General features: G+C 63.6%; 22 protein-coding genes and 1 pseudogene. 17 read left to right on the top strand and 6 right to left on the bottom strand.

All coding sequences use genetic code 11. The features are described 5' to 3' along the window. Window positions 1–10: 10 nt before the first annotated feature. Window positions 11–1,411, bottom strand: coding sequence for a DHA2 family efflux MFS transporter permease subunit (locus tag P0D96_RS01205; protein WP_408310929.1), 1,401 nt, complete (start codon window positions 1,409–1,411; stop codon window positions 11–13). Window positions 1,412–1,575: 164 nt separating this feature from the next. Between P0D96_RS01205 and P0D96_RS01210 the strand changes: the two genes are divergently transcribed. After that, entirely contained in the window at window positions 1,576–2,436 is an 861-nt protein-coding gene (locus P0D96_RS01210; RefSeq protein WP_132374250.1) for a LysR family transcriptional regulator, read from the top strand. A gap of 382 nt (window positions 2,437–2,818) precedes the next feature. Beyond that, window positions 2,819–4,393 (top strand): methyl-accepting chemotaxis protein, encoded by a 1,575-nt coding sequence (locus tag P0D96_RS01215; protein WP_408310933.1) that lies wholly within the window; start codon window positions 2,819–2,821, stop codon window positions 4,391–4,393. Between the two features lie 32 nt (window positions 4,394–4,425). On the opposite strand, the gene P0D96_RS01220 is transcribed toward P0D96_RS01215, so the two are convergent. Beyond that, window positions 4,426–4,863, bottom strand: a complete 438-nt coding sequence (locus P0D96_RS01220; protein WP_408180744.1) for a carboxymuconolactone decarboxylase family protein — start codon at window positions 4,861–4,863, stop codon at window positions 4,426–4,428. A 239-nt stretch (window positions 4,864–5,102) separates the two neighbouring features. On the opposite strand from P0D96_RS01220, the gene P0D96_RS01225 reads away from it, so the two are divergent. Then, entirely contained in the window at window positions 5,103–6,152 is a 1,050-nt protein-coding gene (locus tag P0D96_RS01225) for an NAD(P)/FAD-dependent oxidoreductase (protein ID WP_408180743.1), read from the top strand. Between the two features lie 83 nt (window positions 6,153–6,235). Here P0D96_RS01225 and P0D96_RS01230 read toward each other — a convergent pair whose 3' ends face one another. Next, on the bottom strand, window positions 6,236–6,472 hold the full coding sequence (locus P0D96_RS01230) for a hypothetical protein (protein WP_408180742.1): 237 nt from the start codon (window positions 6,470–6,472) through the stop codon (window positions 6,236–6,238). Between the two features lie 191 nt (window positions 6,473–6,663). Between P0D96_RS01230 and P0D96_RS01235 the strand changes: the two genes are divergently transcribed. From P0D96_RS01235 to P0D96_RS01255, 5 genes are all read left to right on the top strand, one after another. After that, window positions 6,664–8,634, top strand: coding sequence for a PAS domain-containing hybrid sensor histidine kinase/response regulator (locus tag P0D96_RS01235; protein WP_408290004.1), 1,971 nt, complete (start codon window positions 6,664–6,666; stop codon window positions 8,632–8,634). Between the two features lie 198 nt (window positions 8,635–8,832). Beyond that, on the top strand, window positions 8,833–10,011 hold the full coding sequence (locus P0D96_RS01240) for an acyl-CoA dehydrogenase family protein (protein ID WP_408310938.1): 1,179 nt from the start codon (window positions 8,833–8,835) through the stop codon (window positions 10,009–10,011). A 24-nt stretch (window positions 10,012–10,035) separates the two neighbouring features. Continuing rightward, window positions 10,036–10,641 (top strand): class I SAM-dependent methyltransferase, encoded by a 606-nt coding sequence (locus tag P0D96_RS01245; RefSeq protein ID WP_408290000.1) that lies wholly within the window; start codon window positions 10,036–10,038, stop codon window positions 10,639–10,641. Continuing rightward, window positions 10,638–11,294 (top strand): glycosyltransferase family 2 protein, encoded by a 657-nt coding sequence (locus P0D96_RS01250; RefSeq protein ID WP_408310941.1) that lies wholly within the window; start codon window positions 10,638–10,640, stop codon window positions 11,292–11,294. Before P0D96_RS01245 ends, P0D96_RS01250 begins: the two co-directional genes overlap by 4 nt. A gap of 38 nt (window positions 11,295–11,332) precedes the next feature. Then, complete coding sequence (locus P0D96_RS01255; RefSeq protein ID WP_132374257.1) at window positions 11,333–11,827, top strand: DUF421 domain-containing protein; 495 nt, start codon at window positions 11,333–11,335, stop codon at window positions 11,825–11,827. Window positions 11,828–11,836: 9 nt separating this feature from the next. Here the strand turns inward: P0D96_RS01255 and P0D96_RS01260 are convergent, their stop codons facing one another. Further along, window positions 11,837–13,234 carry an MFS transporter gene (locus P0D96_RS01260; RefSeq protein WP_408310945.1) on the bottom strand — a complete coding sequence of 466 codons (1,398 nt, stop codon included), beginning with the start codon at window positions 13,232–13,234 and terminating at the stop codon, window positions 11,837–11,839. A gap of 228 nt (window positions 13,235–13,462) precedes the next feature. On the opposite strand from P0D96_RS01260, the gene P0D96_RS01265 reads away from it, so the two are divergent. Next, window positions 13,463–13,615, top strand: coding sequence for a hypothetical protein (locus tag P0D96_RS01265; RefSeq protein WP_165923831.1), 153 nt, complete (start codon window positions 13,463–13,465; stop codon window positions 13,613–13,615). 295 nt (window positions 13,616–13,910) lie between these two features. Here the strand turns inward: P0D96_RS01265 and P0D96_RS01270 are convergent, their stop codons facing one another. Continuing rightward, complete coding sequence (locus tag P0D96_RS01270) at window positions 13,911–14,051, bottom strand: hypothetical protein (protein WP_165923832.1); 141 nt, start codon at window positions 14,049–14,051, stop codon at window positions 13,911–13,913. A 490-nt stretch (window positions 14,052–14,541) separates the two neighbouring features. Here P0D96_RS01270 and mprF point away from each other — a divergent pair, with 490 nt between their 5' ends. From mprF to P0D96_RS01305, 7 genes are all read left to right on the top strand, one after another. Continuing rightward, window positions 14,542–17,094, top strand: a complete 2,553-nt coding sequence (mprF, locus tag P0D96_RS01275; protein ID WP_408180775.1) for a bifunctional lysylphosphatidylglycerol flippase/synthetase MprF — start codon at window positions 14,542–14,544, stop codon at window positions 17,092–17,094. Then, a complete protein-coding gene (locus P0D96_RS01280; RefSeq protein ID WP_408180736.1) occupies window positions 17,091–18,353 on the top strand; it encodes a virulence factor family protein in 1,263 nt (420 codons plus the stop codon). The genes mprF and P0D96_RS01280 overlap by 4 nt, the downstream gene beginning before the upstream one ends. Before the next feature lie 67 nt (window positions 18,354–18,420). Further along, the gene (locus P0D96_RS01285; RefSeq protein WP_408310949.1) at window positions 18,421–18,645 is read left to right on the top strand and encodes a hypothetical protein; all 225 of its coding nucleotides are present in this window, start codon (window positions 18,421–18,423) and stop codon (window positions 18,643–18,645) included. Between the two features lie 215 nt (window positions 18,646–18,860). Next, on the top strand, window positions 18,861–20,435 hold the full coding sequence (gene ilvA, locus P0D96_RS01290) for a threonine ammonia-lyase, biosynthetic (protein WP_408180734.1): 1,575 nt from the start codon (window positions 18,861–18,863) through the stop codon (window positions 20,433–20,435). A gap of 241 nt (window positions 20,436–20,676) precedes the next feature. Next, window positions 20,677–21,855 (top strand): 4-hydroxybenzoate 3-monooxygenase, encoded by a 1,179-nt coding sequence (locus tag P0D96_RS01295; RefSeq protein ID WP_132374263.1) that lies wholly within the window; start codon window positions 20,677–20,679, stop codon window positions 21,853–21,855. 211 nt (window positions 21,856–22,066) lie between these two features. Next, window positions 22,067–22,723, top strand: a complete 657-nt coding sequence (locus tag P0D96_RS01300; protein ID WP_408310953.1) for a TetR/AcrR family transcriptional regulator — start codon at window positions 22,067–22,069, stop codon at window positions 22,721–22,723. A 183-nt stretch (window positions 22,724–22,906) separates the two neighbouring features. Next, on the top strand, window positions 22,907–23,686 hold the full coding sequence (locus P0D96_RS01305) for a ParA family protein (protein WP_408180729.1): 780 nt from the start codon (window positions 22,907–22,909) through the stop codon (window positions 23,684–23,686). Between the two features lie 22 nt (window positions 23,687–23,708). Here P0D96_RS01305 and P0D96_RS01310 read toward each other — a convergent pair. Continuing rightward, window positions 23,709–24,674, bottom strand: a pseudogene (locus tag P0D96_RS01310) (Hsp70 family protein); the annotation flags it as partial. A 319-nt stretch (window positions 24,675–24,993) separates the two neighbouring features. Here P0D96_RS01310 and P0D96_RS01315 point away from each other — a divergent pair. Then, window positions 24,994–26,130: a porin gene (locus tag P0D96_RS01315; protein WP_342960346.1), complete on the top strand. Its 1,137-nt coding sequence runs from the start codon at window positions 24,994–24,996 to the stop codon at window positions 26,128–26,130. The last annotated feature ends 71 nt before the right edge of the window (window positions 26,131–26,201 follow it).

The following is a 26,201-nucleotide window of genomic DNA, read 5'->3' on the forward strand; positions in this document are numbered from 1 at the left end:
AAAGCCGGGATTAGCGGCCGGCGGTCTGTGTCGCTTGCCCGTGCACCGCGCGCGAGGCAGGCGCTTCGTCGAGGTGGCGAAACACCCACGCCGACACCAGCGTGATCACGCCGACGCACACGAAGGCGAGGCGAAAGCCGAGCGCGGCCGATCCCACTTGCGCCGAGAAGAGATTCACCAACCCGCCGCCGATCGATACACCCAGCCCGATGGCGAGCATCTGCACCATCGAAAAGAGGCTGTTGCCGCTGCCGGCATCTTCATGCGAGAGGCCTTTGAGCGTGACGCTGTTCATCGCCGCGAACTGCATGGAGTTGGCCGCGCCGAACACGGCCAGAATCGCGATCTCGACCACGAGCGGTGTGCCGCGCGTAATCAGTGCGAACGCAACGATCGACGAACCGACGATGATCGTGTTGACGAGCAGAAACGTGTCATAGCCATAGCGGCGCACGAGCGGCGCGATCCAGCGTTTGGCGACAGTGCCGGCCAATGCCGCGGGCAGCATCATCAGGCCCGAATGCAGTGGCGAGTAGCCCAGTTGCAATTGCAGCAGCAAGGGCACGAGAAACGGCACGGCGCTCGAACCGATGCGGCACACCAGGTTGCCGATCAGGCCGACGCTGAAGTTCGGCTCGCGAAAGAGCGACAGCTTGAAAAGCGGATTGACGCGGCGTCTTGCATGCGGAATGTAGGCGAGCGCGCTCACGGCGGCGAGCGCGAACAGCGCCACTGACCATGCCACGCGATGCGTGGGCACCGGCGCGTCGACGGCGAGCGAGAACGCGATCATGCACAGCGAGAGCAGCCCGCAACCGACGAAGTCGAACGGCGGCGCCTTTGCTTCGCCATGCGATGGCAAGAAGCGCTGCACCGCGTACAGTCCCACGGCGCCGATCGGCACGTTGATCAGGAAAATCCAGTGCCACGTGATCGCCTGAACGAACCAGCCGCCGAGCGTCGGCCCGGCGATCGGCCCCAACTGTCCGGCAACCGAAATGAACGCGAGCGCCGCCACGTACTGTTCTCCCGTGACGCTGCGCAGGACGGCGAGCCGTCCGATCGGCAGCAGCATCGAGCCGCCCAGACCTTGCAGCACGCGCGCCATCACCAGTTGGCCGAGCGTATGGGCGCTCGCGCAGCAGATCGAGCCGAGCACGAACACGAGAATGGCGGCGAAGTAGACGCGCCGCGTGCCGAAGCGGTCGGCGAGCCAGCCGGAGGCGGGCGTGAGCATCGCCATGGTCAGCGTGTAGGCGACCACGATCGGCTGCATGGCGAGCGGCGCGACGTGCAGGCTGTTCGCAATCGACGGTAGCGCGGTGTTGACGATCGTCGTGTCGAGCGACTGCATGAAAAAGCCGGCAGCGACGATCCAGAGCAGAGCGGTCTGGGAAGAATCCTTGGTCATCTTTAACGGAGCGGCGGAGCGGCGGCACTGGCGGGCGGCCGCTCCGGCTCTAAGCATTCAGTGGGGGCAATTCCGTCATCATATTGACATCCTCGTCAATCGGGAACCCCACTAGGGACGCTGACTGTTATCGACTTTGCCGATAAGCAGCGCGACAATGCCCCATGCTCAATCCCATCTGGCTCAAGACTTTTTCGACCGTCGCGGCCTGCCACAGCTTCACCGAGGCGGGGCGGCGGCTCGACCTGACGCAATCGAGCGTCAGCGAACACATCCGTCGGCTCGAGGAGAGCGTGGGCCGGCGCCTCTTCGTGCGCGACACCCATTCACTTGCCATGACGCCGGACGGCGAAGCCATGCTCGCGCACGCCAGCGTGATTTTGCAGGCGCTCGCGCGGGCCGAATCGCAGTTTCGCGCGCCGCGTCTGAAAGGCCGCGTGCGGCTCGGTTCCTCGGACGATGTCGCGCTCGGCCCATTACCCACCGTGCTGGCGGCGTTTCGCGACGCGCATCCGGATGTCGAGCTCGAAATCACCATCGGCATGACCGGCAAGCTGTATGAGTTGCTCGACGCCGGCGCGATCGATCTGCTGGTCGGCAAGCGGCGGCTTGGCGACCGGCGCGGCGTGCCGCTTTTCACCGGACGGCTGGAGTGGCTGGCGCGTGCCGGCACGCTGGTCGATCTGAGCCAGCCGTTGCCGCTGATTCTGGTCGCCGAGCCGAGCGTGACGCGGGCCGTCGTGCTCGACGCGCTCGCCGAGGCGGGCTTCAGCTGGCAGTTGGTGTGCACGAGCAGCAGCCACGCCGGTTGCATCGCGGCCGCGCGCGGCGGGCTCGGCATTACGGTTCGGCCGCAGTATCTGGCGGCGCGCGGCCTTGCGGCGCCGCTGAACATGGCGAGTCTGCCGGTGCTGCCGTCGGTGGAATTCATTGCGCTGGCGGCGAAGCGGCTTAGCCGGCCGGCGGGCACGCTGCTGCAATTGCTGCACGACAGCGATCTGCGCGGGTCGTGGATCGGGGAATAGTGGCCAGGGCGTGCGGCGCCGGGATCTGCGCCGCGAGTTGACTTGACTACGACGGCTTGCGCATCGGCATAGAGGATCCATCCGATGTGTGCCATATAGATAGGATCCCAGAATAATCCACTGCGACGTGCCGTTGTTTGGCAGTTCGTCAATCGAATCTATTCAAGCCGGGCGCCGCCGCCCATTGGCGGAAAAGGCGCGCCCCCGGCCTGTTGCGCGTTTACCGCGCCCGCCAAATTTTATTCTTTCGCCAGGGAGTGAATCGTTATACTTTCCATATACGGTTCATTGTTCCATATAAGGAACGTTTAATCGTTCACGTGCGCGGGGGCCGCACGTCATAAGCCAGAGCGCCAAACCAGCCAGAGCGATAAAAACCACGATGACCAAGAACCTCACCATCAATCTACGGATCGCGATCACCATCGCGTTTCTCGGCGTGCTGCTGATCGCCACCGGCGTGCTCGGCATTCTCGGCATGAACGAAAGCAACGAGGCACAGCGCGACGCCTACACGATCCATTTCGCCTCGGTCGTCGCGCTCGGCAAATCGGGCACCGCCATGTCGCGGGCGCGCTTCGGACTCGATTGGGCGATGAGCAATCCGCACTCGCCGCAACTGAATCCGCAGCTCGAGCGTGCGCGCATGCTGCTCGGCGATTCGGACAAGTGGTGGACCAGCTTTCGCGATCTGCCGAAGACGCCCGAACTGCAGCGCCTCACCGACGACCTCGACTCGAAGCGCACCGCCGTGCGCCGCGACGCCATCGACAAACTGATCGAGGCGATCCGCACGGGCGACGCGAGCTGGATGGACGAAAGCCGTGCGAACCGTCTGATCGGTCTGTACACGGCCATGAACACGAGCCAAGGCGCGCTGGAGGACTATCTGAACCAGCAGGCGAGCGACGCGAGCGAACGCTCGGCCACGCTTTTTCATACGCTGCTATACGCGTGCATCGGCAGCATTCTGCTGGGGCTGACGGTCGCGTTCATTAGTTGGCGCACGTTGCGCCGCGCGATCATGGCGCCGCTGAACGACGCGTTGCGCCAATTCGACGCGATCGCCGCCGGCGAATTGACGACCCACGTGCCGATTCGTTCGAACGACGAAATGGCGACGCTCTTGCGCGGCGTCGCCTCGATGCAGGACAAACTCGGCGCCACCGTCACCACCGTGCGGGCCGGTTCGCATTCGATCGCGTCGTCGACGCAGCAGATCGCCGCCGGCAATCTCGATCTGTCGCAACGCACCGAGGAACAGGCGGCATCGCTCGAAGAAACCGCGGCGGCGATGGAGCAGCTCACGTCCACCGTGCAGTTGAACGCGGAGAACGCGCATCACGCGAGCGAACTGGCGTTGCGTGCCTCGGAGATGGCCGCGCGCGGGCGCACGTCGGTCGGCAGCATGGTCGAGACGATGCGCGTGATTCACGCGGGTTCGTCGAAAATGACCGGCATCATTACCGCGATCGAAGGCATTGCGTTTCAGACCAATATCCTCGCGCTGAACGCGGCCGTCGAAGCGGCGCGCGCCGGCGAGGAAGGGCGCGGTTTCGCGGTGGTGGCGGGCGAGGTGCGCAGTCTCGCCCAGCGTTCGGCGGCGGCCGCGAAGGAGATCGGCGCGCTGATCGCGGAGTCGACCTCGCGCGTCGAGAGCGGCGCGGGGCTCGTCAACGAAGCGGGCGATACGATGCAGGAAATCGAAGCCGCGATCGGGCGCGTGGCGCGTATCGTGGGCGAGATCGCGGCGGCGTCGAAAGAGCAGAGCGAGGGCATCAAACAGGTGAGCCTCGCCGTCACGCAGATGGACGAGGTCACGCAACACAATGCGGCGCTGGTCGAGGAAAGCGCGGCGACCGCGAACTCGCTCGCGGATCAGGCGCGGCAATTGAGTGACTTGACCGCGGCCTTCAAAGTCGCGAGCGATGCGGCGCAGCGCGAGGCGGTTTTCTAAAGTGAACTGAACCGCCTTCGAGCGCGTGACACTCAGGCAGGCAGCTTGCGGAACGAAATCGCGAAGCGGTTCCATGCATTGATCGCGGAGATCAGCAGCGTCAGATCGACCAGTTCCTCATCGCCGAAGTGCGGGCGCACCGCTTCCCAGATCGCGTCGGGCACATGGTCTTGCGACACCAGCGTCAGCGCTTCGGTCCATTCGAGCGCGGCGCGTTCGCGGTCCGTGAAGAACGGCGTTTCGCGCCAGACCACGACGGTCGCCAGACGGCGGTCGGTTTCGCCACCCTTGCGGGCGTCGGTGGTGTGCATGTCGACGCAGTACGCGCAGCCGTTGATCTGCGAGGCGCGCAGACGAACCAGTTCGGTCAGCGATTTTTCGAGGGCCGATTTGCCGATGCGTTCTTCAACGCCGATCATGGCCTTGATCGCGGCAGGGTTGGCTTTGTAGAAGTCGAGACGTTGTTGCATGATTCACTCCTGAGTTGGGCTGAACGCATTCCGTGATGCGATGAGTGAAGATTAGACGCATGACTGGCTTTGGAAAATGACCGATTTTGGCTATTTTCAGGTAACCACTTCGACTCGGTAACGGCGAACGCATGCGGCCCGCCGAGCGTCCTTACCGATGGTAATGGCATCGTTGCCGCGCATCGGGCGATTCGGTATGGTGGGTTATCCCTCCATCCACCCATCCGAAGAGATCGCGCATGACTTCCGCCACAGACCAACAACCGCCGCCCATCCGCACCGACGTCCTGATCGTCGGCGCCGGCCCCGTGGGGCTTTTCGCCGCTTTCGAGGCGGGCGTGATCGGCCTGTCCTGCCAGATCGTCGACGGGCTCGACAAGGTCGGCGGCCAATGCATCGAGCTCTATCCGGACAAGCCGATCTACGATATTCCCGCCATTCCGTCGTGCACCGCGCGTGAACTGGTGGAGCGCCTGCTGGCCCAATGCAAGCCGTTCGATCCGTCCATTCATCTCGAACAACGGGTCGAGTCGGTCGAGCAGGGCGGCGACGGGCGCTGGACCGTACGTACCGATCGCGGCCTCGTGTTCGATGTCGCGGCGATCCTGCTGGCCGCCGGCAACGGCGCGTTCGTGCCGCAAAAGCTGGCGCTAGCCGAGGCCGTGCCGCTAGAGTCGCGCCATGTGCACTACAGCGTGCAGCGTCTTGCCGACTTCGCCGACAAGACCGTGGTCGTGGCGGGCGGCGGCGATTCCGCACTCGACTGGGCACTGGCGCTGCGCAAGGTCGCGCGCCGGGTGACGCTGGTGCATCGGCGCAGTGGTTTCAGCGCGGCCGATTCGAGTGTCGAGTTGATGCGGCGCGCGGTCGAAGCGGGCGAGATGGACTTTATCGTCGGCGCGATTGCGGGGCTCAATGTCGAAGGCGATGCATTGAAGTCGATCACGTTGCGGCATATCGAGGGCGAGACACAACTCGCGGCCGAGCATCTCGTCGCGCTGTACGGACTCGTTGCCGACCTCGGGCCGATCGCGCAATGGGGATTGTCGATTCATGGCGGGCGCGTCGATGTCGATACGTCGAACTACGAGAGCTCGCGGCCCGGCATCTTCGCGGTTGGCGACATCGCCAACTATCCGAACAAGCAGAAGCTGATTCTGTCGGGTTTTCATGAGGCCTCGCTGGCGCTGCGCCGTGCATATTCGTATGCCTATCCGGACAAAAAGCGCGTGCACGTACACTCCAGTTACGACGCGAAGCTGGCGGAAAAGGTCAGCGCTGCCGGATGACTATGTTGCGGAGATAACGAGTTCCTGATTGATTGAGCCGGTAGTGCTTCACAGGTCGCTACCGGCTCTTTTCTACATGCCGCTTATTTCCCGGCGGGTTGACTCGCGGCGGCGGCCGCGCTGGCTTCCTTGTCCTTCTTCTTGGCCTCGTGATGGCCGACCGCGCAGCCGGCGGCCGCGCCCGCTACGCCGTGGTCACCCGCAACGTGGCCGGCGACGCCGCCCACGACCGCGCCTTTCGTACAGCCTTCGGCTTGCGCGGCACTGTGGGTGAGTGCCAGCGCTGCGGCGAGAGCGAGGGTGGTGAATGCTTGTTTCAATTGCGGCTCCTGGTTCTGATGAGTGTGCGATCAGCGAGTAGCAATTGCGGGGCCCGGCGATTGCCCTCGCGCTTTTGTCGGCGCGGAAGACGGCGCCGGACTTTTCGCGTGGGCCTCAGGTAAAACCATAAGCGAAGCGGACGGTGACTGGCGGTGTATGCTTTTGGACGTAGCCTTTATTCCGGACCACCATGAAACAGCTTGATGTTCCCTCCGCCGGCGAAAACGGCAAGCCTGCCAAGGCCCCGACCGCGGCCCGCCCGAGTGCGATTGCCGACGTCGACTACTGGACGCTGGTGCAGGCGATCGAAGACTATGCGATCTTCCTGCTCGACGCGACCGGGCGGATCGTTAGCTGGAATGCCGGGGCACAGAAGCTGACGGGCTACACGGACGAGATCATCGGCCGGCACTTTTCGTGTTTCTATCCCGATGAAGCGGTGGCGCGCGGCTGGCCCGCCTACGAACTGCAACAGGCGTCGCTGACCGGCCGCTTCGAGGACGAAGGCTGGCGGGTCCGCAAGGACGGCACGACCTTCTGGTCGAACGTCGTGATTACGTCGATCCGCAACGACGCGGGCATTCTCACCGGCTTCGCCAAGATCACGCGCGATCTGACCGCGCAACGCGAGTATCTGGAAGCGCTGCGGCAAAGCGAGGAGCGGTTCCGCTTGCTGGTCGACTGCGTCAAGGACTATGCGATCTTCATGCTCGATCCGCAAGGCCACGTGGTGAGCTGGAATGCCGGCGCTGCGCGCATCAAAGGCTATTCGCGCGAGGAAATCGTCGGCCAGCATTTCTCGGTTTTCTACGCGCCTGAGGAAGCGGCGGCAGGCAAGCCCGCGCGCGAACTGGCAATCGCCCGGCAGATCGGACACGTCGAGGACGAAGGCTGGCGCGTGCGCAAGGACGGCACGACCTTCTGGGCCAACGTCGTGATCACCGCGATGCATGACGAGTCGAACCGGCTGCGCGGCTTCGCCAAGGTTACGCGCGATCTGACCGAGCGGCGTCAGCGCGAGGAACTGGAGCGTTCCGGCGAACGCATGCGGCAGTTTCTCGCGACCCTCGCTCATGAATTGCGCAATCCGCTTGCGCCGGTCCGCAATGCGATTGGCGTGATGCAACTCGAAACCGGTGTCAGTCCCACGCTGGCGCGTTCGCGCGACCTGATCGATCGCCAGGTCACGCACCTCACGCGGTTGGTCGACGATCTGCTCGACGTCGGCCGGATCATGTCGAACAAGGTCGAGTTGCGCCTCGGCCGTGTGGATCTGGCCGAGGTGATGGCGCGCGCGATCGAGGCAGCCCGGCCGTTCACCGATGCGCACGAGCAGCGGGTCGTGCAGCATATGCCGGACGAGCCGGTGATCGTGCGCGGCGACATGACGCGTCTCGTGCAGGTGTTGCAAAACCTTTTGCACAACGCGGCAAAGTTCTCGCCGGTGAGCAGCACCATCGACGTCGTGGCGCGTATCGATTACCACATGGCCGTGCTCGAAGTGCGCGATGCCGGTTGCGGCATTCCTGTGCGCTCGCTCGACAAGATCTTCGAGCTGTTCGCTCAGGAGAAGGAAGGGCAGAATGCCGGCGAGGGTGGTCTCGGCATCGGCCTCACGCTGTGCAAGTCGCTCGTCGAGATGCACGGCGGCAGCATTATCGCGAGCAGCGAAGGGGTGGGTTGCGGCAGTACCTTTACGCTGAGTCTGCCGCTGGCCGCCGCGCCGTCCGAAGCGACGGGCGATGAGGCGAACGCGGCGAACACCCAAGTCGCGCCACTGCGCATTCTGCTGGTCGATGACAATTGCGATTCGGCCGACAGTCTGGCGATGCTGCTCGAACTCAAAGGCCACGAGGTGCGCATCGCCTACGAGGGCGAGCAGGCGGTCCAGGTCGCGCCGCGCTTTGCGCCCCACCTCGCTGTGATCGACCTTGCCATGCCGAAGATGGACGGCTACGCGACCATCGCGGCGCTGCGCGCGATGCCCGAACTCGCCCACACCCTGTACGCCGCCATGACCGGCTTCGGCCACTCGAGCGATCGCGAGCGCACCCGTGACGCCGGGTTTCATGCGCATCTCGTGAAGCCGGTGGAACTCGAGCTGTTCGATGCCTTGCTGGCCGAGGTGGAAGCGCGGCGCAGCGGGCGCGACCCCGGCTAGCCGTTGGAGCAACGCGCGCTTCCTTCATACGAGAGCGGTGTGATGGCTGGCTTGCATCAGCATTCCTGATTCCCGAAGAAAGGTGTCACGTGTCCAGGCATTTCAGCGCCTGCGGCACGCCGCTTGCTGAGCGTCTTTTGTGCGCGGCGGCCCTTGAGAGTCCGCCGGCACTCGATCGAACAGCTTCAGGGAGGCACGATGCTCGATACGCGTGATCGTGCGGCCGGCGTCAACGCGCGGCCGCCGCAAAGTTCCGGCATGACCGCGTCTCGCGATTCCCATACAGCGGCGAGCAGGGCTCGGAAGGGTGCGCAACCTGCCGGGTCGCTTGAAAATTTTCTGCGTGACACGCGCTTCGATCCCAATGACCCCGCCGCGCTCGGCGACGTGTTGCGCGCATTGGTCGAACACGGGTATGACCGCGCGCCTTTTGTGCCCTTGCCGGGTCACGGCGAGACGCTCGCGCGCTGGCGCGCCCTCGCAGCAGTCGCCGCGTGCGATCTCGGACTCGTCAAGCTGTTCGAAGGCCACACGGATGCACTTGCGATCCTCGCCGAATTGCATGGGCCCACGCCGCCTCTGGGAAGCCGGTGGGGTGTCTGGGCCGCCGAGCCGCCCGATGCGCGTGTGCAAGCGACCAAAGTAGGAATCCGAAGCGATGGCGAAGGCCTTCATCTTGTAGGCACAAAAGCATGGTGCTCGGGCGCGGGTGTCGTCACGCATGCGGTGATTAGCGCATGGCTGGACGATGAGCCGGTGCTGGCGGCTGTCGCGATGGATCAGCCATCCATCTCGATCGACACGTCGAAGTGGCAAGCGGTCGGCATGCAGGCCACGGCAAGCGCTGACGTGACCTTCGACCAGGCTTCGGCGACGCTGGTGGGCGGCGCGCATTCCTATGTGCGGCGTCCAGGCTTCTGGCACGGCGGCGCCGGTATCGCCGCGTGCTGGTATGGGGCCGCCGCGCAGATCGGCCGGATGCTGCGCGACGCGTCCACGCAGCGCGCGGATCCACATCGGCTTGCCCATCTCGGCGCGGTCGAGGTGGCATTGGCCGCGGCGGCCGCGGTATTGCGCGAGACCGCCGCGCGCATCGACGCCAATCCGTCGACTGACTCGCAACGCGAGACGATGCGCGCGCGCCTCGTGGTCGAAGACGCCGCGACCGCCGTGATGAATCACGCGACGCGTACCCTCGGTGCCGGCCCGTTGTGCCGCAACGCGCGCTTCGCGCGTGCGCTGGCGGATCTGCCGGTGTTCCTGCGGCAGAGCCACGCGGAGCGCGATCTGGCCGCGCTCGGTGAACTGGTTGCAGCGGCGGGACAGGGCGACGGTCGTGACGATCACGATGCCGGAGGTGCCCCGTGGACGCTTTGACGCCATGCACGGAGGGCCGCTGACATGAGCTCTCCGGTCACATACTTCGATGAACTCTATCAACAGAGCGACGATCCGTGGAAGTTGCGCGAAGGCTGGTACGAGAGCCGCAAGCGCTCGCTCACGCTCGCGTTGCTGCCGCGTCCGCGTTACCGGAACGCGTTCGAGCCCGGTTGCGCGAACGGCGAACTGACCGTTGAGTTGGCGAAGCGCTGCGATACGCTGCTTGCCGCCGATCTGCACGAACGCGCGGTGCAGCTTGCGCGCGAGCGGGTCGCGGGCGCAGCGCACGTCCGTGTCGAACAGCGCACGGTGCCGCGCGAGTGGCCGACCGAAGCCGGACCGTTCGATCTGATCGTGATCAGCGAATTCGCGTATTACCTCGATTCGGCGGAGCTCGAAACGCTGGCTTCACGAATCGCCGCCTCGCTCACTACAGACGGCACGCTGCTCGCATGTCATTGGCGCCGTCCCTTCGCCGAAGCGCTCGAATCCGCCGATGCCGCGCATGCGCTGTTCGATACGCGCTGCGGCCTCGCGCGTCTCGCGCATCACGATGAAGCCGATCTGCTGATCGACGTCTGGTCGCGCGACGCACGGTCGGTCGCGCAGCGCGAGGGGCTCCTATGATCGGGGTGATCGTTCCGGCGCATAACGAAGAGGCGTTGCTGGCGCCTTGCCTCGCGGCCTTGATCGCTGCCTCCCGCCATGAGGACCTGGCGGGCGAACCAGTGCGCATCGTGGTCGTGCTCGACGCTTGCGACGACTTCACCGGCGCGATCGCGCGTGCCTACGGCGTCGAGACGCTGGCGCTGAAAGCGCGCAATGTCGGCATTGCGCGCGCAACCGGCGCGGACTTCCTGCTGGCGGACGGCGCCCGCTGGCTCGCGTTCACCGACGCCGACAGCCGCGTCTCGTCAGGCTGGCTGGTCGCGCAGCTTTCACTGGATGCGGACGCGGTGTGCGGCTCGATTGCCGTCGACGACTGGACCGCGCACCCGCACAGCGTGCGCGAATACTTCCGCAAGACTTACGTGGATGCCGACGGTCATCGTCACATTCACGGTGCGAACCTCGGCGTGTCGGCCGACGCCTATCGGCGCGCGGGCGGCTTTCCACCGCTCAAGTGCAGCGAGGATGTCGCGCTGGTCGACCGGTTGATCGCGATCGGCGCGCGCATTGCGTGGAGCGCGGCGCCGCGCGTGATTACGAGCGCGCGCGCAGCGGCTCGCGCTCGCGGCGGCTTCGGCGATACGCTGGCGGCGTGGGCGGCCGCCGGGTAAGGGGGCGCCGCGCGCTGTCGCTGTCAAAGGAGGGCGACATGATGGACGCGATCTTGCTGCTGTTCGGTCAAGGCAGAACGCTCGATCCGCTGCAGATGGCCATGCGCGCGATCGTCGTATTTCTGATCGCGCTGGTGCTGATCCGGATCTCGGGCCGGCGCTCGTTCGGACAACGCTCGCCGTTCGATTCGGTGGTGGTGATACTGCTAGGCGCGACGTTGAGCCGGGCCATTGCCGGCGCGTCGCCGTTTATTGCCACCGTGGTCGCGTCGTTCATGATCGTAGCGTGTCATCGGCTGCTGGCGTGGGCGTGCATGCGCTCGCCCGGGCTGGAGCGGCTGGTGGGGGGCGTCGAACGCGAGGTGTTCAGCAACGGCGCATTCAATACGCGCGAGTTGGATGCGGCGCTCATCACCCGAACCGACGTGCACGAAAGCGTGCGGCAGAAAACCGGCTCACGTTCGATGGACGACGTGGCCGCGGCAATTCTCGAACGCAACGGCGAAGTGAGCGTGATCCGCAAGAAGGCTTGAGGCGACCGCTCAGCCCCGGCCGCCGCGCGAGATTTCCTCGCCCGCGCGGTGCGGCATGCGCAGCGTGACCGGAATCGATGCGAACGAGCACAGGCCGACCACCAGAAACGCCGGCCAGAAATCCGACCATGTGATGCCCGGATGACCATGCAGCACGCGCGAGATCTGCAGCACGATACCGCCGATCGTCACGCCGAGGCCGAGCGACATCTGCTGCACGACGCTGCCGAGACTCGTGGCGCGGCCTACGTCGCGAGTGGCGATTTCCGCGTAAGTGAGCGAGTTCAGACTGGTGAATTGCAGCGCGGGGAAGAAGCCGCCGAGCAACACGACCACCCAGATGATCCAGGTCGGCGTGCCGGGGAAAAATAGTCCGCAGGCCGCAATCGAGAGCCCCGACAACGCGGCGTTGACTACCAGCACCGAACGGAACCCGAAGCGGTGCAGCACGCTCGAGGCGACCGTGCGCATGAACATGCCGCCGAACGCGGACGCGCACGTGATCAGGCCGGATTCGAACGCGCTCATGCCGTGGCCTTCCTGCAGCATCAGCGGCAAGAGGAACGGCAATGCGCCGAGGCCGATCCGAAACAACGAACCCCCGAGCACGCTCGCCTGGAACGTCGGCACCTTGAAAAAGCGCAGGTCGAGCAGCGGTAGCGGGACGCGCTGCGCGTAGGCGACATAGGCCGCGAGCAGAACCGCGCCGCACGCGCACATGCCGAACGCGTCGCGATTCGAGATCAGTTCGCCGCCGACCAGCGACAGCCCGAGCAGAAGCAGCACCGCACCCGCCGCCGACAGAAAAAAGCCGACCCAGTCGAGCGGGCCGGGGTCCGGTTCGCGCGTATTGGCGATGTGCTTGTTGGTCAGATAGATGCCGAGAATGCCGATCGGCACGTTGATGAAGAAAATCAGGCGCCAGTGCAGATAGGTGGTGATGAAGCCGCCGAGCAGCGGTCCCGCGGCGGGGCCGAGCATCGCCGGGACGCTCAGATAGTTCATCGCGCGGATGAAGTCGGACTTGTGCACCACGCGAAAGATGATGATCCGCCCGACCGGCACCATCATCGCGCCGCCCACGCCCTGCACGAAGCGCGCAAGCGTGAAGGTGGCCAGAGAATTCGACGCGGCGCACAGCAGCGAGCCCGTCACGAAGATGCCGATTGCCGTGCGGAAGATCGTGCGCGCGCCGAACCGGTCGGCGAGCCACCCGCACACGGGAATGAAGACGCCCAAGCCCAGCACATAGCTCGTTACCGCGATTTTCAGCGTGACCGGATCGCGCCCGAAGTCGCGTGCCATGGCCGGTAGCGCGGTGACGATCACGTTCGCATCGACGCTTTCCATGAACATCGCGCACGCGACGATAAGGGGCGCAATCAGAGCTTTCTGGACGGCGGTCATGACGGCGGGCTGCGGCGAACGGCCGCGGGCAAAGGGGCCATTATTGCACCTGTACGGTGCGGATTGTTAACAGTGCACAAGCCGATGCCGCCCTTTTTAAGATCGTGTCGTTGTAATTGTGACCGTCGCGCAACAGTCTGCGGTTTTATTGATATTTGTTGCAGTGCGGCAGGAGATGGCTATAATCGGGTTATTGCCTAGGTATAAACCCTATACAGGAGTCCCGCCATGAACACCGCTTCCAACGCTTCCGCTGTCCGCGCTACCGTCGCCGCCAACAACACCTTCTTTGGCAAGCTGCGCGCCTTGGCATTGCATGCACTGAATCTGCACCTGCAAAACTGCGCTGTGATCGCGGAAGCGCATCGCCGTCCGGAGTAAGACAAAAGCCGCGCGCCACACGCGCAGACCGATACAGCAGGGCGCAGACATGCGCCGCGTCTGTCATGCGCACGGCGCCACGGTTTAGCGTCGTTTTTGCGTCATTCATGCCCGCCAGGCCGCGATATCACCGCGGCCCGCTGGCACGTGCAGCGAACGCTGTGCGATCTGGTTTCATCATTCAAGCTTCTTTGCAGCGGCGGCACGCGTGCAGTTCGCACCGTGTGAGCGTCATTCGTGACGCCGCTCGTGTTTCCGACCTCGTACGGCAACCGCCCGTACTTTACGGCTCGGTTTAGTCGCGGGCGCGGCTCGACACCCTCACTACGGCCTTGCGCTCCATGGTCGCTCGCGTGGCCAGTGCGCTCATCAACAGCGCCATCGACACCAACCCGACCAGATACACGCCCGCCATCATCCAATCCTGTTCCGCCATCTTCATTCTCCTTCGAGTACCTGATTTCACCCGGCAAGTGCGCCGCGTTTCACTGAGCTATTGCTCTCGATTACGGCACGCGAAGAGAAAATCTTGATGCCGCGTTTCAACGCTTCGAGCGATAGGCCATGCCGCGCGCAATCGACGCCACGTCGAATCTTCATTCGCCGCGCGCAAATAGCGTTTAAACTTCAGCCCCCTGTCGACAAGCCGGCGCGCCTCATCGCGGCCCAATCGGCAATATCGACCGTTTTATGCACGCGGATGGCTGCGCCAAGTCGCGCAGTGCATTCAAATTCAATGGGCGGGCCAGGTTAAACCCCTCGATACGGCTGACGCTGTCAACCTTTTTACCCCTGTGCCGTTATCCATTTGTAATCGCCAATAACCGGCGACGCCGCGAAGGACAATCCGTCGCGACAGCTCCACGCAAGGCCCTGCATTGACCATGTTCCATCGATATAACTATAAATTCGACCGGCTGGGCGCGATGTTCGACCGTGCATCGAAAACGCTCGGCAGCAGGGGATTTCTCTCGCCTGTGCTCGCGCTCGTGATTGGCGCGCTGCTGCTGGTCGTTTTGCAACACCTCTCGCAAGCAGTCGACTATCGCTCGGTGATGCGTCAATTGCGTCAGCTGACGGCCGGTGAGTGGACCGCCGCGCTCGGCGCCACCGCGCTCAGCTATGTGGCGCTGGTCGGCCGCGATGCAGTCGGTTTGCGCTATCTGGGCGCGGTCGTGCCGCGTGTGGCGCTGTGGATCGGTGCGACCGCCGGCTCGGCACTCGGCAATGCCACCGGCTTCGGCGCGCTCACTGGCGGGGCCGTGCGTGCGCGCGTCTACGGCGTCGCGAGCATCACGCCCGCGCAGATCGGCCGCATGACGGTGTTCACGAGCGTGTCGCTCGCGCTCGCACTGGTGTTGATGACGGCGCTCGGCATGGTCGGCGTGGCTGGCACGCTCGCGCCGATGCTGCACCTCGAACCCGTCACGCTGCGTTGGATAGGCATGGCGCTGCTCGTCGTACTCGGATTGGCGGCCGCCGCCTGCCGCAGCGAAACGCGCCCGGTGCGCACGCGCTGGCAGTGGCTCTCGTTCGATATTCCCGCGCGCCGCGACCTGCTCGCGCAAGTGGCGCTCGCGGTGCTCGACGTGGTGGCCGCCGGCCTCGCGTTGTGGGCATTGCTGCCGCATGCGGATGTGAGCTTCGTGACCTTCATCACGGTCTACGCCGCGGCCATGCTGCTCGGCATGATCGGCCACACGCCTGGCGGCGTCGGCGTGTTTGAAGCGGCGATGGTCTTCACGCTGAACGGCAGTGTGCAAACGCATCAGATGGTTGCCGCCTTGCTTGCGTATCGCGCGATTTACTTTGGTGTCCCGTTGATCGTCTCGGCCGCGCTGCTCGCCGGCTTCGAAGGCCGCGCGCTGAAAAGCCGTTTGCCGCTGCAGCACGCCGCTGCGGCGTCGAAGCTCGCGCCGCTGTTCCTGAGTCTCGTCACGTTCGTGGTCGGCGGCATGCTGGTGATTTCCAGCGCGACGCCCGCGTTCTGGCAACGCATTCACATGCTGCGCGATGTGCTGCCGCTGTGGGTGCTCGAAAGTTCGCAGATGCTCTGCAGCGTGCTCGGCGTGGCGCTGCTGTTCGTTGCCCGTGGTTTGCTGCGGCGGCTGGACGCCGCGTGGTGGATGACGCTTCTGCTGGCGGTGCTGAGTCTCGCGTTGTCGCTGACTAAAGGTCTGGCGTTCGTGGAAGCCGGGGTGCTTGGCATGCTGGTCGTGTTGCTGCTGTCCACGCGCCGGCGTTTCAACCGTCATTCGTCGCTGTTCGCGGAGCGCTTTACGGCCGGCTGGCTGGTGTCGGTTGCGATGGTGCTGATGCTCGCCACGTGGGTCATGCTGTTTGCTTTCCGCGACGTGCCGTACACGCGCGACCTGTGGTGGCAATTCGCCTTCGACGAACGCGCGCCGCGTGCGTTGCGCGCGACGCTCGCCGCGAGCCTGTTCGCCGCGACGTTCTCGTTCTGGCAGTTGCTGCGTCCCGCGCCGGGACGCTTCGTCAAACCGGCGCCGGAAGATCTGCACGACGCGGCGCGCATCGTGCGAGCACAGGAACGCAGCGACGCCGGTCTCGCACTGATGGGCGACAAGAGCTTTCTGTTCTCCGAGTCGCGCAAGGCTTTCCTGATGTACGCGAAATATGGCCGCACGTGGGCCGCTTTGCACGATCCGGTGGGTCCGCGCGAAGAGTGGGCCGGTCTGATCAGCAAGTTCGTCGCGCTCGCGCATACGCACGGCGGGCGCGCGGCGTTCTATCAGGTGCGCGCCAACGCGTTGCCGCTTTATCTCGACGCCGGCCTCACGCTGATGAAGCTCGGCGAGGAAGCGCATGTCGTACTCGACGATTTCGACCTGAAGGGCTCGCATCGCGCGCATCTTCGCTATGCGCTCAAGCGCGGCGAGCGTGATGGCTTTACCGTCGAAGTGATCGATCAGGCGAACGTGCCCGCGTCGCTCGCAACGCTGCGCGAGATTTCAGACGGCTGGCTCGACAGCCGCGACGCGCGCGAAAAGAGCTTCTCGGTGGCCGCCTTCACGGACGAGTACCTCGCCGCGCAATCGGTGATGCTGGTACGCCAGAACGGTGAACCGGCTGCGTTCGTCACCTTCATGACGACCGACATGAACACCGAGGCGACGGTCGGCGTGATGCGTCATGTGGAAAGCGCGTCGCCGTATGCAATGGAATATCTGTTCACGCAACTGGCGCTGCATCTGAAGCAGGCGGGTTTCCGCTCGCTCAGCCTCGGCATCGCGCCGCTCTCCGGCATGCAGCCCACGCCGCTCGCTTCGCGCTGGCACCGGTTCGCCGGCATCGTGTGGCGTTTCGGCGGCCGTTTCTATAACTTCCGCGGACTGCGTGCTTTCAAGAGCAAGTTCCAGCCGCGTTGGGAGCCGCGCTATCTCGCGGCGTCGGGTTCGGTGGGCGTGTTCTTCACGCTTGCGGACCTGTCATTGCTGGCAGGAGGCCGGCGTTCATGACATTGCATTCGTTGTTCAAGCTCGCCGTGGCGGCGAGCCTCGTGACCGGCGGCGCGTTCGCGCACGCCGCGACCACTACCGTGTCCGGTGGCCGTTATGGCGACGTCACGGTGACGCAGCCGACCGGCCCGTTGCGCGGCTTCGTGGTGCTGTACTCGCAAGCGAGTGGCTGGAGCGCGGCGGATCAGCAGAGCGCCGACGCGCTCGCCAAGGCCGGCGCGTTGACCGTCGGCGTGGACACCGCGCGCTACGCTGCTAATCTAAGTGCGAAGAAGGAAGCCTGCCATCAACTGGTGGGCGATGCGGAGGCGTTGAGCCATCAACTCGAACGTCAATCGCAATCGAGCCATTATTTCGCGCCGATCGTCGCGGGTACGGGCCAAGGCGCGACGCTCGCCGTGCATGTGCTCGAGCAGGCGCCGTCCAATACGATCGCCGGCGCGGTCTCGGTGGGCGCCGAGCACACGCTCGATCCGCGCTTTCAGCCTTGCCCGCCGGACCCGACGATTATCCGCGACAAGGTGCCGGGCTTCGTCGAAAAGGCTGCCACGGGTAACGCCGATCGCACGCGCCTCGTCGCGTTGATCACGCCGCATTTGCAGGCGGTGTCGACGAGCGACGACGACGTCTCCGATCTGCCGCTCATCGAATTGCCGGCCGTGCATCCGAACGGCCTCATGGCGATCGTGATTTCCGGCGACGGCGGTTGGCGCGATCTCGACAAGACGATCGCCCAGGCGCTGCAGAAAGACGGCGTCTCCGTGATCGGCTGGGACAGCTTGCGCTATTTCTGGAGCGAAAAGCCGCCTGCGCAAACGAGCCGCGACCTCGCGCGCGTGATGCAAACCTACGGCACGCGCTGGAACGCGCAGCATATCGCGCTGGTCGGTTATTCGTTCGGCGCGGACGTGATGCCGTTCGCCTATAACCGTCTGCCGGAGACGCTGCGCGCGAAGGTGTCGCTGATCGCGTTGCTCGGCTTCGCGCCGGACGCCGATTTTCAGATTCGCGTGGGCGGCTGGCTCGGCATGCCGGCAAGCGACAAGGCGTTGAAGGTCCAGCCGGAATTGACGCGCGTGCCACCGGCGATCGTGCAGTGCTTTTACGGCGAGAACGAGAAGGACACCTTGTGTCCGGCGCTGACCAAAACCGGCGTCGAGGTGATTCGCACCTCGGGCGATCATCACTTCGGTGGTGACTACAATTCGCTCGAAAAGCGCATTCTCAACGCTTTCAGGAAGCAAAGTGGCGTGCATTGATACTCATGCGCGACGTGGAGCGCAAGAGAGTCCAACTACGCTGATGCATGTTTCACTCGACGAAGGATTGGACGCGCTCGAAATTTATTTCGGATCCCGTGGTAATCGCTTAGGCAAGTTGAAGAACATCGACGTGAAACCGGTCGGCAAGCTCGACCAGTTTCTGCGTGAGCGTGTGCTGAGTACGCGGCGTTCGCCCGCCGTGCCGGATCGTGGTTTGCGCGTCGTCGAGCGCATTTCGCCGCCACGCAAAGAGCACGCCGCGGCGCGCATAACAATCGACAGGGATTGACAAAGCGCCCCAAGTCAACGAAGATCGGCCACATGAACTGCCTCGACATCCGTATTGCGCTGATTATTAGCATCATTCATCGAATGGTGGGTTAGCGCGCGTCTGATAGCAGTGACACATAACCCGCCCCACGAGGCGGGTTTTTTTATATCCGCTTGCAGCCTGCCTCCTGGTGAACTCTTTGCTGATTCGTCCTTGCCGCACAGGAGCTTGCCTTGTCGTTACACCAACTCAAACAGGCCGCTGAAGCCGCCGATAGCGTCGCGCTTCGTCACGACTACCTGAAAAAAACTCTGACCGCGCGCGTCTACGACGTGGCCCGCGAGACCGAACTCGAACGCGCGCCGAATCTGTCGGCACGTCTGCGCAATCCGGTTTATCTGAAGCGCGAGGACAACCAGCCGGTGTTCTCGTTCAAGGTGCGCGGCGCGTACAACAAGATGGCGCATATTCCGGCCGAGGCGCTGGAGCGTGGGGTGATTACGGCGTCGGCGGGCAATCACGCGCAGGGCGTGGCGCTGTCGGCGGCCCGTATGGGCGTGAAGGCGATCATCGTGGTGCCGGTGACGACTCCGCAGGTCAAGGTCGATGCGGTGCGCGCGCACGGCGGTCCCACTGTCGAAGTCGTGCAGTTCGGCGAATCGTATAGCGACGCCTACGGACACGCAGTGAAACTGCAGGAAGAGCGCGGTCTGACCTTCGTACATCCGTTCGACGATCCGTACGTGATCGCTGGCCAGGGCACCGTCGCGATGGAAATTCTCAGCCAGCATCAGGGCCCGATTCACGCGATCTTCGTGCCGATCGGCGGCGGTGGACTGGCGGCGGGCGTCGCCGCGTACGTGAAATCGGTGCGCCCGGAGATCAAGGTGATCGGCGTGCAGACCGATGATTCGTGCGCGATGGCGGCGTCGCTCAAAGCCGGTGAGCGGGTCACGCTGAACGAAGTGGGTCTCTTCTCGGACGGCACGGCGGTGAAACTCGTCGGTGAAGAAACCTTCCGCCTGTGCAGCGAATATCTCGACGACGTGCTGCTCGTGAATACCGATGCGCTATGCGCCGCGATCAAGGACGTGTTCCAGGACACCCGCAGTGTGCTGGAACCCGCCGGCTCGCTCGCAGTGGCTGGCGCCAAGCAGTATGCGGAACGCGAAGGCATCGAGAACCAGACACTGATTGCGATCACGTCGGGCGCGAACATGAACTTCGACCGCATGCGCTTCGTGGCCGAGCGCGCCGAAGTCGGTGAAGCACGCGAAGCGGTGTTCGCCGTGACGATTCCCGAGGAGCGTGGCAGTTTCCGCCGCTTTTGCGAACTGGTCGGCACGCGCAGCGTCACTGAATTCAACTACCGCATTGCGGATGCGAACTCCGCCCATATCTTCGTGGGCGTGCAGATCAGGAATCGCAGCGAGTCGGCGCAGATCGCGGGCGCGTTTGAAGCGCACGGCTTCGCCACGGTCGACCTGACGTTCGATGAACTCTCCAAGCAGCACATCCGCTACATGGTCGGCGGGCGCTCGCCGTTGGCACACGACGAACGTCTGTTCCGTTTCGAGTTTCCCGAGCGTCCGGGCGCGCTGATGAAATTCCTCTCGTCGATGGCGCCGAACTGGAATATCAGCCTGTTCCACTATCGCAACCAGGGCGCGGACTACAGCTCGATTCTGGTCGGCATCCAGGTGCCGGACAGCGAGAATGAAGCGTTCAACAAGTTTCTCGCCACGCTCGGCTATCCGAACTGGGAAGAGACGCAGAATCCGGTGTATCGGCTGTTTCTCGCGTCCTAGAGCGGCTCGGGGTTTACCTTGAGCTAGCGCAACACTGTGCGACGGATGAGGCGTCGGGTGAATGGGCCACAAGCCCCGTCTGGACGGCGTTTGGGCTCGATTTCGCCTATCGGCTGCATGTGCCCGAGCAAGGCTGCTATTTCAAAACTGGATACAGCCTATCCACCATATCGCGTTGCGCGATACAGCACGTGATCGTCAAACTGAGTGCAAATCTAACGCCGCATTCAGGAGACAACTCATGCGCACCCAAGTTGGCATCATCGGTGCCGGCCCTGCGGGCCTGCTTCTTTCCCATCTTCTTCACCTGCGCGGTATCGACTCCGTCGTGCTCGAGTCGCGCAGTCGCGATCAGATCGAATCCACCATTCGTGCCGGCGTGCTTGAACAAGGCACGATGGACCTGTTGACCGAAGCCGGCGTCGGCGCACGGATGAAAGCAGAAGGCGCACTGCATCACGGCTTCGAACTGGCTTTCGAAGGCAAGCGGCACCGCATCGACCTGACCGGACTCACGGGGCATTCGATCACGGTTTACGCGCAGCACGAAGTCATCAAGGATCTCGTCGCGGCACGCGTGGCCGATGACGGCAAGCTGCGCTTCGGCGTCTCGGAGACGTCGATTCACGGCATCGATACCGACACGCCGTCGATCCGCTATCGCCACGAGGGCGAAGCGTACGAATTGCAATGCGACTTCGTGATCGGCTGCGATGGTTCGCAAGGCGTGTCGCGCGCATCGATTCCGCAGGCATTGCGCAAGGACTTTGAGCGGGTGTACCCGTTCGGTTGGTTCGGTATCCTGTGCGAAGGGCCGCCGTCATCGGATGAATTGATCTACGCGCGTCATGAGCGAGGCTTCGCGTTGATCAGCACGCGCTCGCCGAATGTGCAGCGCATGTACTTCCAGTGCGATCCGAAGGACTCCGTCGAGAACTGGTCCGACGACCGCATCTGGGCGGAACTGCATGCACGAGTCGATTCTCACGACGGCCAGACAATCGTCGACGGCAAGATCTTTCAGAAGAACATTGTCGGCATGCGCAGTTTCGTGTCGAACACGATGCAACATGGCCGGCTGTTTCTCGCGGGCGATGCGGCGCATATCGTGCCACCCACCGGCGCGAAGGGCATGAATCTGGCGGTGGCCGACGTGCGTGTGTTGACCGAGGCGCTGAACGCGTTCTACGTCGAGAATCGCACGGATCTGCTCGACAGTTACAGCACGACCGCACTCAAACGCATCTGGCGCGCCGAGCATTTCTCGTACTGGATGACCAGCATGATGCACCGTATCGAGGGCGCGTCGCCTTTCGAGCAGCAGCTTCAGGTGGCCGAACTCGAATACGTGACGACCTCGCGCGCGGCGGCCACAGTGATGGCGGAAAACTACGTCGGCATCGCGGGCGCGCATGCGTGAGCGGGCAGGGCGCGTTGCATTGGATGATATGGCGGCGCCTTTCAGTGACGATCTGATCGCGCTGAAAGACGGCTAGCCCGCTGGCGATAAAACTCGCCATGTCCGATCACGGCCATCGTTTTTTCTCCAGAAGATCCGCGTGCCCGGCGAACCTCTGGACCCGCGCCGGGAATGCGAGCATATTGCTCATATTCCCATTCAGGAGTCACACTTGGCTACTCGCATTGCCGCGCCACGCGGCGCGATGCGCAAAGCGCCGCAGCAAGCGCGTTCGCGGGCCACCATCGACGCCATTCTCGACGCGGCGGCTCACATTCTCGGCGAGCGCGGCTGGGAAGGGCTTACCACTAACGGCGTAGCGGAAGCGGCGGGCGCGAGCATCGGATCGCTGTATCAGTACTTCCCGAACAAGCTGGCGCTGATCGAAGCCGTGCGTCGCCGGCACTTCGACGATGTGCTCGCAGTGCTGCATGCCGCGGCGAACCTCGAAACCCCGCGCGTGAAACGCATCACGGTGCTCGTCGACGGGATGATCGCGGTACACAGCCGGCATCCGGCGGCACACCGCGTGCTGCTGGAAGAGAGCCCGCGCGGCGAGGATTCGCGTAGCGCTCACGATCGCTTCGATGTGGAATGCACAAAGGCGTACGAAACGCTGTTCAGGGCCAACGTTCGCGGCGTTGCCGAACGCGGCTGCGTGGGTGCGCGAGTGCTCGCAGGCGCCCTTGCTGGCGCCGTCCACGAAGCGGCACGGCAGGTGCAGCTTGCGTCGCCCGTCTTGCGGCGGGAACTCATCGCGCTGGTGGATGCGTACCTGTCGAGGCTGCGGCCGCTCGGCGAGAAGCCGGTCAGTCGACAAGCGCGCTAACCCCGATGCGCATCAACTCAATTCCGGACCATCGCCATGACCCAGAACGTATCGCCCCGGCATGGCCCGATTGGACGCAGGTGAAGGCCTTCGAGAACTATTCATAAGGCCGCACCTCGCGCTGTCATTTTGCCAGGGTAAGCTGTGCCTTTGGTGCGTTCTTCAAATAAGGGGCAGAGGTCCATGCGGCGTGTCATATTCAACCAGAAGGGCGGTGTGGGCAAATCGACCATCGTATGCAACCTGGCGGCCATCAACGCCAGCGAGAACCTGCGTACGCTGGTCATCGATCTCGACCCGCAAGGTAACTCCAGCCAGTATCTTCTTGGCAAGCAGGCCAGCGATCTCAAGCCCAACGTCGCGGACTTCTTCGAAACGGCCTTGAGTTTCAGTTTCAGGCCGACGCCGGTCTCGACCTTCATTCACCCCACGCCGTTCGAGAACCTCGACGTGATGCCCTCCCATCCGGATCTCGACACGCTGCACGGCAAGCTCGAATCGCGCTACAAGATCTACAAGCTGCGTGACGCGTTGAACGAGCTGGATGAGTACGACGCGATCTACATCGATACGCCGCCGGCGTTGAATTTCTACACGCGTTCCGCGCTGATTGCGGTCGAACGCTGCCTGATTCCGTTCGACTGTGACGACTTTTCCCGCCGCGCCTTGTACACGCTGCTCGACAACGTCAAGGAGATTCAGCAGGATCACAACGCCGGACTCGAAGTCGAAGGAATCGTGATCAACCAGTTTCAGCCGCGCGCGAGTCTGCCGCTTCAACTGGTCGAGGAACTGATCAGCGAGGGCTTGCCTGTGCTGGAGTCGCGATTGTCGACGTCCGTGAAGATTCGCGAGTCGCATCAGTATGCGAAGCCGATGATTCACTTCGATCCGCGTCACAAGCTCGCCCACGAATTCATGGCGTTGCATCGGGAATTGATTGGAGCGGGCGCCGCGGGGTAACACCGCCGTCACGAATCTCCAGCTAACCGAACACCCGTTTTGCGTGGATGCCGAGGCCGGTAGCCACGCTCGCTAGCGGGTCGCCGAACACGAGTTCGGCTTGCGCAAACAAACGCACCCGCAATCGCGCGCGTCAACGACGCGAGCCCCGTCGAACCGCCGGTGAAATACACGGCGTCGACTTTGCCCGCAGCGATGCCGGCCAGCCGCGCAGTTTCCCGCGCGGCGTGAACGATCCGCGTTCTTTCTTCGCGCATGGCTTCGACGAGTTGCTGTTCATCGAAAGCGACGCTCAGGTCCGGCTCGATCGGGTCGATCTCGATGAGCGTGTCGCCCCCGGCCGCAATCGCAATCTTTGCCCGTTCCGCACTCGCGGCGAGCGCATGGCCGAGCCGCCGGTCCACCACCCGCATCAGCCGGTCATGATGAACCGGGTTTCGATACAGATGGCGCATGAGCCGAAGCTCGGTTTCTCGTTTAGGCGTGTAGAGCGAGTTGATAGATGCCAGGTCTCCAGATCGAAGTAGGCGCGATTCGGTATTTCGCGTCCTTCGGTGTCCAGACTGCGATACCCGGCCTCTCGCAGAATGGCCGCCAATTCGACCCGCCGATCCACGTCCGTTCCGGCGACATGCACGCCGTGATGCGCGAGCACATCTTCCTTGCGATCCACCCTCGACATTCGCTGCGGACCCACCCGCACCATTGAGAAATCCGAGGTGCCTCCGCCGATATCGGCGACCAGCACGATTTTTTCTTCTCCGAGCCGCGATTCGTAGTCGAAGGCGGCGGCAAGCGGCTCGTACTGGAACTCGACGTCGCGAAAACCCACCGAGCGGGCGGCCGCTTCGAGCTGCCGTTGCGCGCGGGCATCGGCAGCGAGGTCGTCGTCGACGAAGAACACCGGGCGCCCGAGCACGGCCTGATCGATTGGCGCGCCGAGCAGCGTTTGCGCGCAGCCCTTCAGAAGGCCGATGAACACCGCCACGGCTGAATTTGAGGTGCCGAAATCTATTCCGCAGTAAGCCATATCGATGCTGTGCGTCAGGAAAACCATAGGCGTGTAAAATGTTGACATTTATCATAAAACCTTCGACACTCCGTTTCAAGTTGTGACGCACCAGCGGAACCGGCTCTCACGGCAGGTTGCGTCGCCGGAGCAGGCAAGTGCGGAATTCGGCTGTAAGGCAGTTGAAGGTGGAAGTTCGAGGGCGCCGGTTGAGGCCGAAACCCGAAGCGAGGAATTCCTTTCAATCTGATATAAAAATTAGGAGACTTAAGTGAACACCCACAAGGCTCAGAAGCTGATGTGTGCCGTAGCAATAGGAGGGTTGGCTGGCGCGGCCCACGCGCAGAGCAGCGTGACTCTTTATGGATTGATCGACGCCGGCATCAGCTACGTCAATCATGCGGAGAACGCGTCCGGCGGCAGCTCCAGTCTCGTCAAGTTCGACGACGGCATCAACGGTGGCAACCGCTGGGGTTTGAAGGGTGCCGAAGACCTGGGCGGCGGTTACAAGGCCGTGTTCACATTGGAAAATGGTTTCGGTCTGGGCGACGGTACGCTCAGCCAGGGCGGCGCGCTGTTCGGCCGGCAGGCTTTCGTCGGTATATCCAAAAGCGGCGTGGGCGCATTCACGATGGGGCGCCAGTATCCGTTCTCGCACGACTATCTGAACCGGTATTCGACCGGCGGCCTGACGGCCGGCGATGCTTATGAATATCACATCGACACGCTCGATCTGCTGACGTCGGTGCGGATCAACAATTCGGTGAAGTTCGACAGCGTGCGATTGTACGGCTTCAAAGTCGGCGCGATGTACGGTTTTTCCAATGCGGCGGGCGAGTTCGGCGGTTCGAACGGCGACAACGGCAACGGCGGTTCGTCGCGGACGTACAGCTTCGGCGTCGACTATCGCAACGGGCCGTTCAGCATGGCCTTTGCCTATACCGACATCACGTATCCATTGCAGGAAGTGCCGCCGCTCAAGCTGACGCTCGCCAATCTGGACCCGCTCGGCGAGCGTGATCTGCGAACCCTCGGCATCGGCGCCAAATATCAGTTCGGCTCGGTGCTCGGTTACGCGCTATGGACCAACACGCGGCTCGAGAACCTGGACCACAGCGCCGCGACGCTCAACATCTACGAAGGCGGCGTGGTGTATCAGGTCAATGCGCCGCTGGTGGCCGCGCTGGGCTACACGCGCACGCAGGTTCGAGGATCCGCCACGGGCACGTGGAACCAGATCAACAGCAGTGTCGAGTATTCGCTGAGCAAGCGCACCAGCGTTTATGCGCTGGCGATTTACCAGAAAGCGTCCGGAACGAATGACGGCGTGCCGGTTCAGGCGATGATCGGCAAAACGACGAGTTACTTCGGCAACTCGGGCAGCGACGCGCAAAACCAGTTGGCTTTCCGGATCGGGATGCGGCATCGGTTTTGAGGGGGAGGGCAGAAGCACGTCGGCGGGTTTCAGGTTGGTCTGACGTGAAAATGTCAGTGAGATGGCAGGCG

Origin of the sequence: Paraburkholderia sp. RL17-347-BIC-D, assembly GCF_046027915.1 — a bacterium.
GTDB lineage: Bacteria > Pseudomonadota > Gammaproteobacteria > Burkholderiales > Burkholderiaceae > Paraburkholderia.

What these genes read in the sequence shown, in the direction of transcription:
- P0D96_RS01245 (WP_408290000.1), top strand. Translation starts at nt 10,036, where the DNA reads ATGAGCTCTCCGGTCACATACTTCGATGAACTCTATCAACAGAGCGAC.
- P0D96_RS01260 (WP_408310945.1), bottom strand. Translation starts at nt 13,234, where the DNA reads ATGACCGCCGTCCAGAAAGCTCTGATTGCGCCCCTTATCGTCGCGTGC.
- P0D96_RS01265 (WP_165923831.1), top strand. Translation starts at nt 13,463, where the DNA reads ATGAACACCGCTTCCAACGCTTCCGCTGTCCGCGCTACCGTCGCCGCC.
- P0D96_RS01315 (WP_342960346.1), top strand. Translation starts at nt 24,994, where the DNA reads ATGTGTGCCGTAGCAATAGGAGGGTTGGCTGGCGCGGCCCACGCGCAG.
- P0D96_RS01250 (WP_408310941.1), top strand. Translation starts at nt 10,638, where the DNA reads ATGATCGGGGTGATCGTTCCGGCGCATAACGAAGAGGCGTTGCTGGCG.
- mprF (WP_408180775.1), top strand. Translation starts at nt 14,542, where the DNA reads ATGTTCGACCGTGCATCGAAAACGCTCGGCAGCAGGGGATTTCTCTCG.
- P0D96_RS01235 (WP_408290004.1), top strand. Translation starts at nt 6,664, where the DNA reads ATGAAACAGCTTGATGTTCCCTCCGCCGGCGAAAACGGCAAGCCTGCC.
- P0D96_RS01240 (WP_408310938.1), top strand. Translation starts at nt 8,833, where the DNA reads ATGCTCGATACGCGTGATCGTGCGGCCGGCGTCAACGCGCGGCCGCCG.
- P0D96_RS01210 (WP_132374250.1), top strand. Translation starts at nt 1,576, where the DNA reads ATGCTCAATCCCATCTGGCTCAAGACTTTTTCGACCGTCGCGGCCTGC.
- P0D96_RS01255 (WP_132374257.1), top strand. Translation starts at nt 11,333, where the DNA reads ATGATGGACGCGATCTTGCTGCTGTTCGGTCAAGGCAGAACGCTCGAT.
- P0D96_RS01270 (WP_165923832.1), bottom strand. Translation starts at nt 14,051, where the DNA reads ATGGCGGAACAGGATTGGATGATGGCGGGCGTGTATCTGGTCGGGTTG.
- P0D96_RS01280 (WP_408180736.1), top strand. Translation starts at nt 17,091, where the DNA reads ATGACATTGCATTCGTTGTTCAAGCTCGCCGTGGCGGCGAGCCTCGTG.
- P0D96_RS01215 (WP_408310933.1), top strand. Translation starts at nt 2,819, where the DNA reads ATGACCAAGAACCTCACCATCAATCTACGGATCGCGATCACCATCGCG.
- P0D96_RS01295 (WP_132374263.1), top strand. Translation starts at nt 20,677, where the DNA reads ATGCGCACCCAAGTTGGCATCATCGGTGCCGGCCCTGCGGGCCTGCTT.
- P0D96_RS01220 (WP_408180744.1), bottom strand. Translation starts at nt 4,863, where the DNA reads ATGCAACAACGTCTCGACTTCTACAAAGCCAACCCTGCCGCGATCAAG.
- P0D96_RS01205 (WP_408310929.1), bottom strand. Translation starts at nt 1,411, where the DNA reads ATGACCAAGGATTCTTCCCAGACCGCTCTGCTCTGGATCGTCGCTGCC.
- P0D96_RS01225 (WP_408180743.1), top strand. Translation starts at nt 5,103, where the DNA reads ATGACTTCCGCCACAGACCAACAACCGCCGCCCATCCGCACCGACGTC.
- P0D96_RS01305 (WP_408180729.1), top strand. Translation starts at nt 22,907, where the DNA reads ATGCGGCGTGTCATATTCAACCAGAAGGGCGGTGTGGGCAAATCGACC.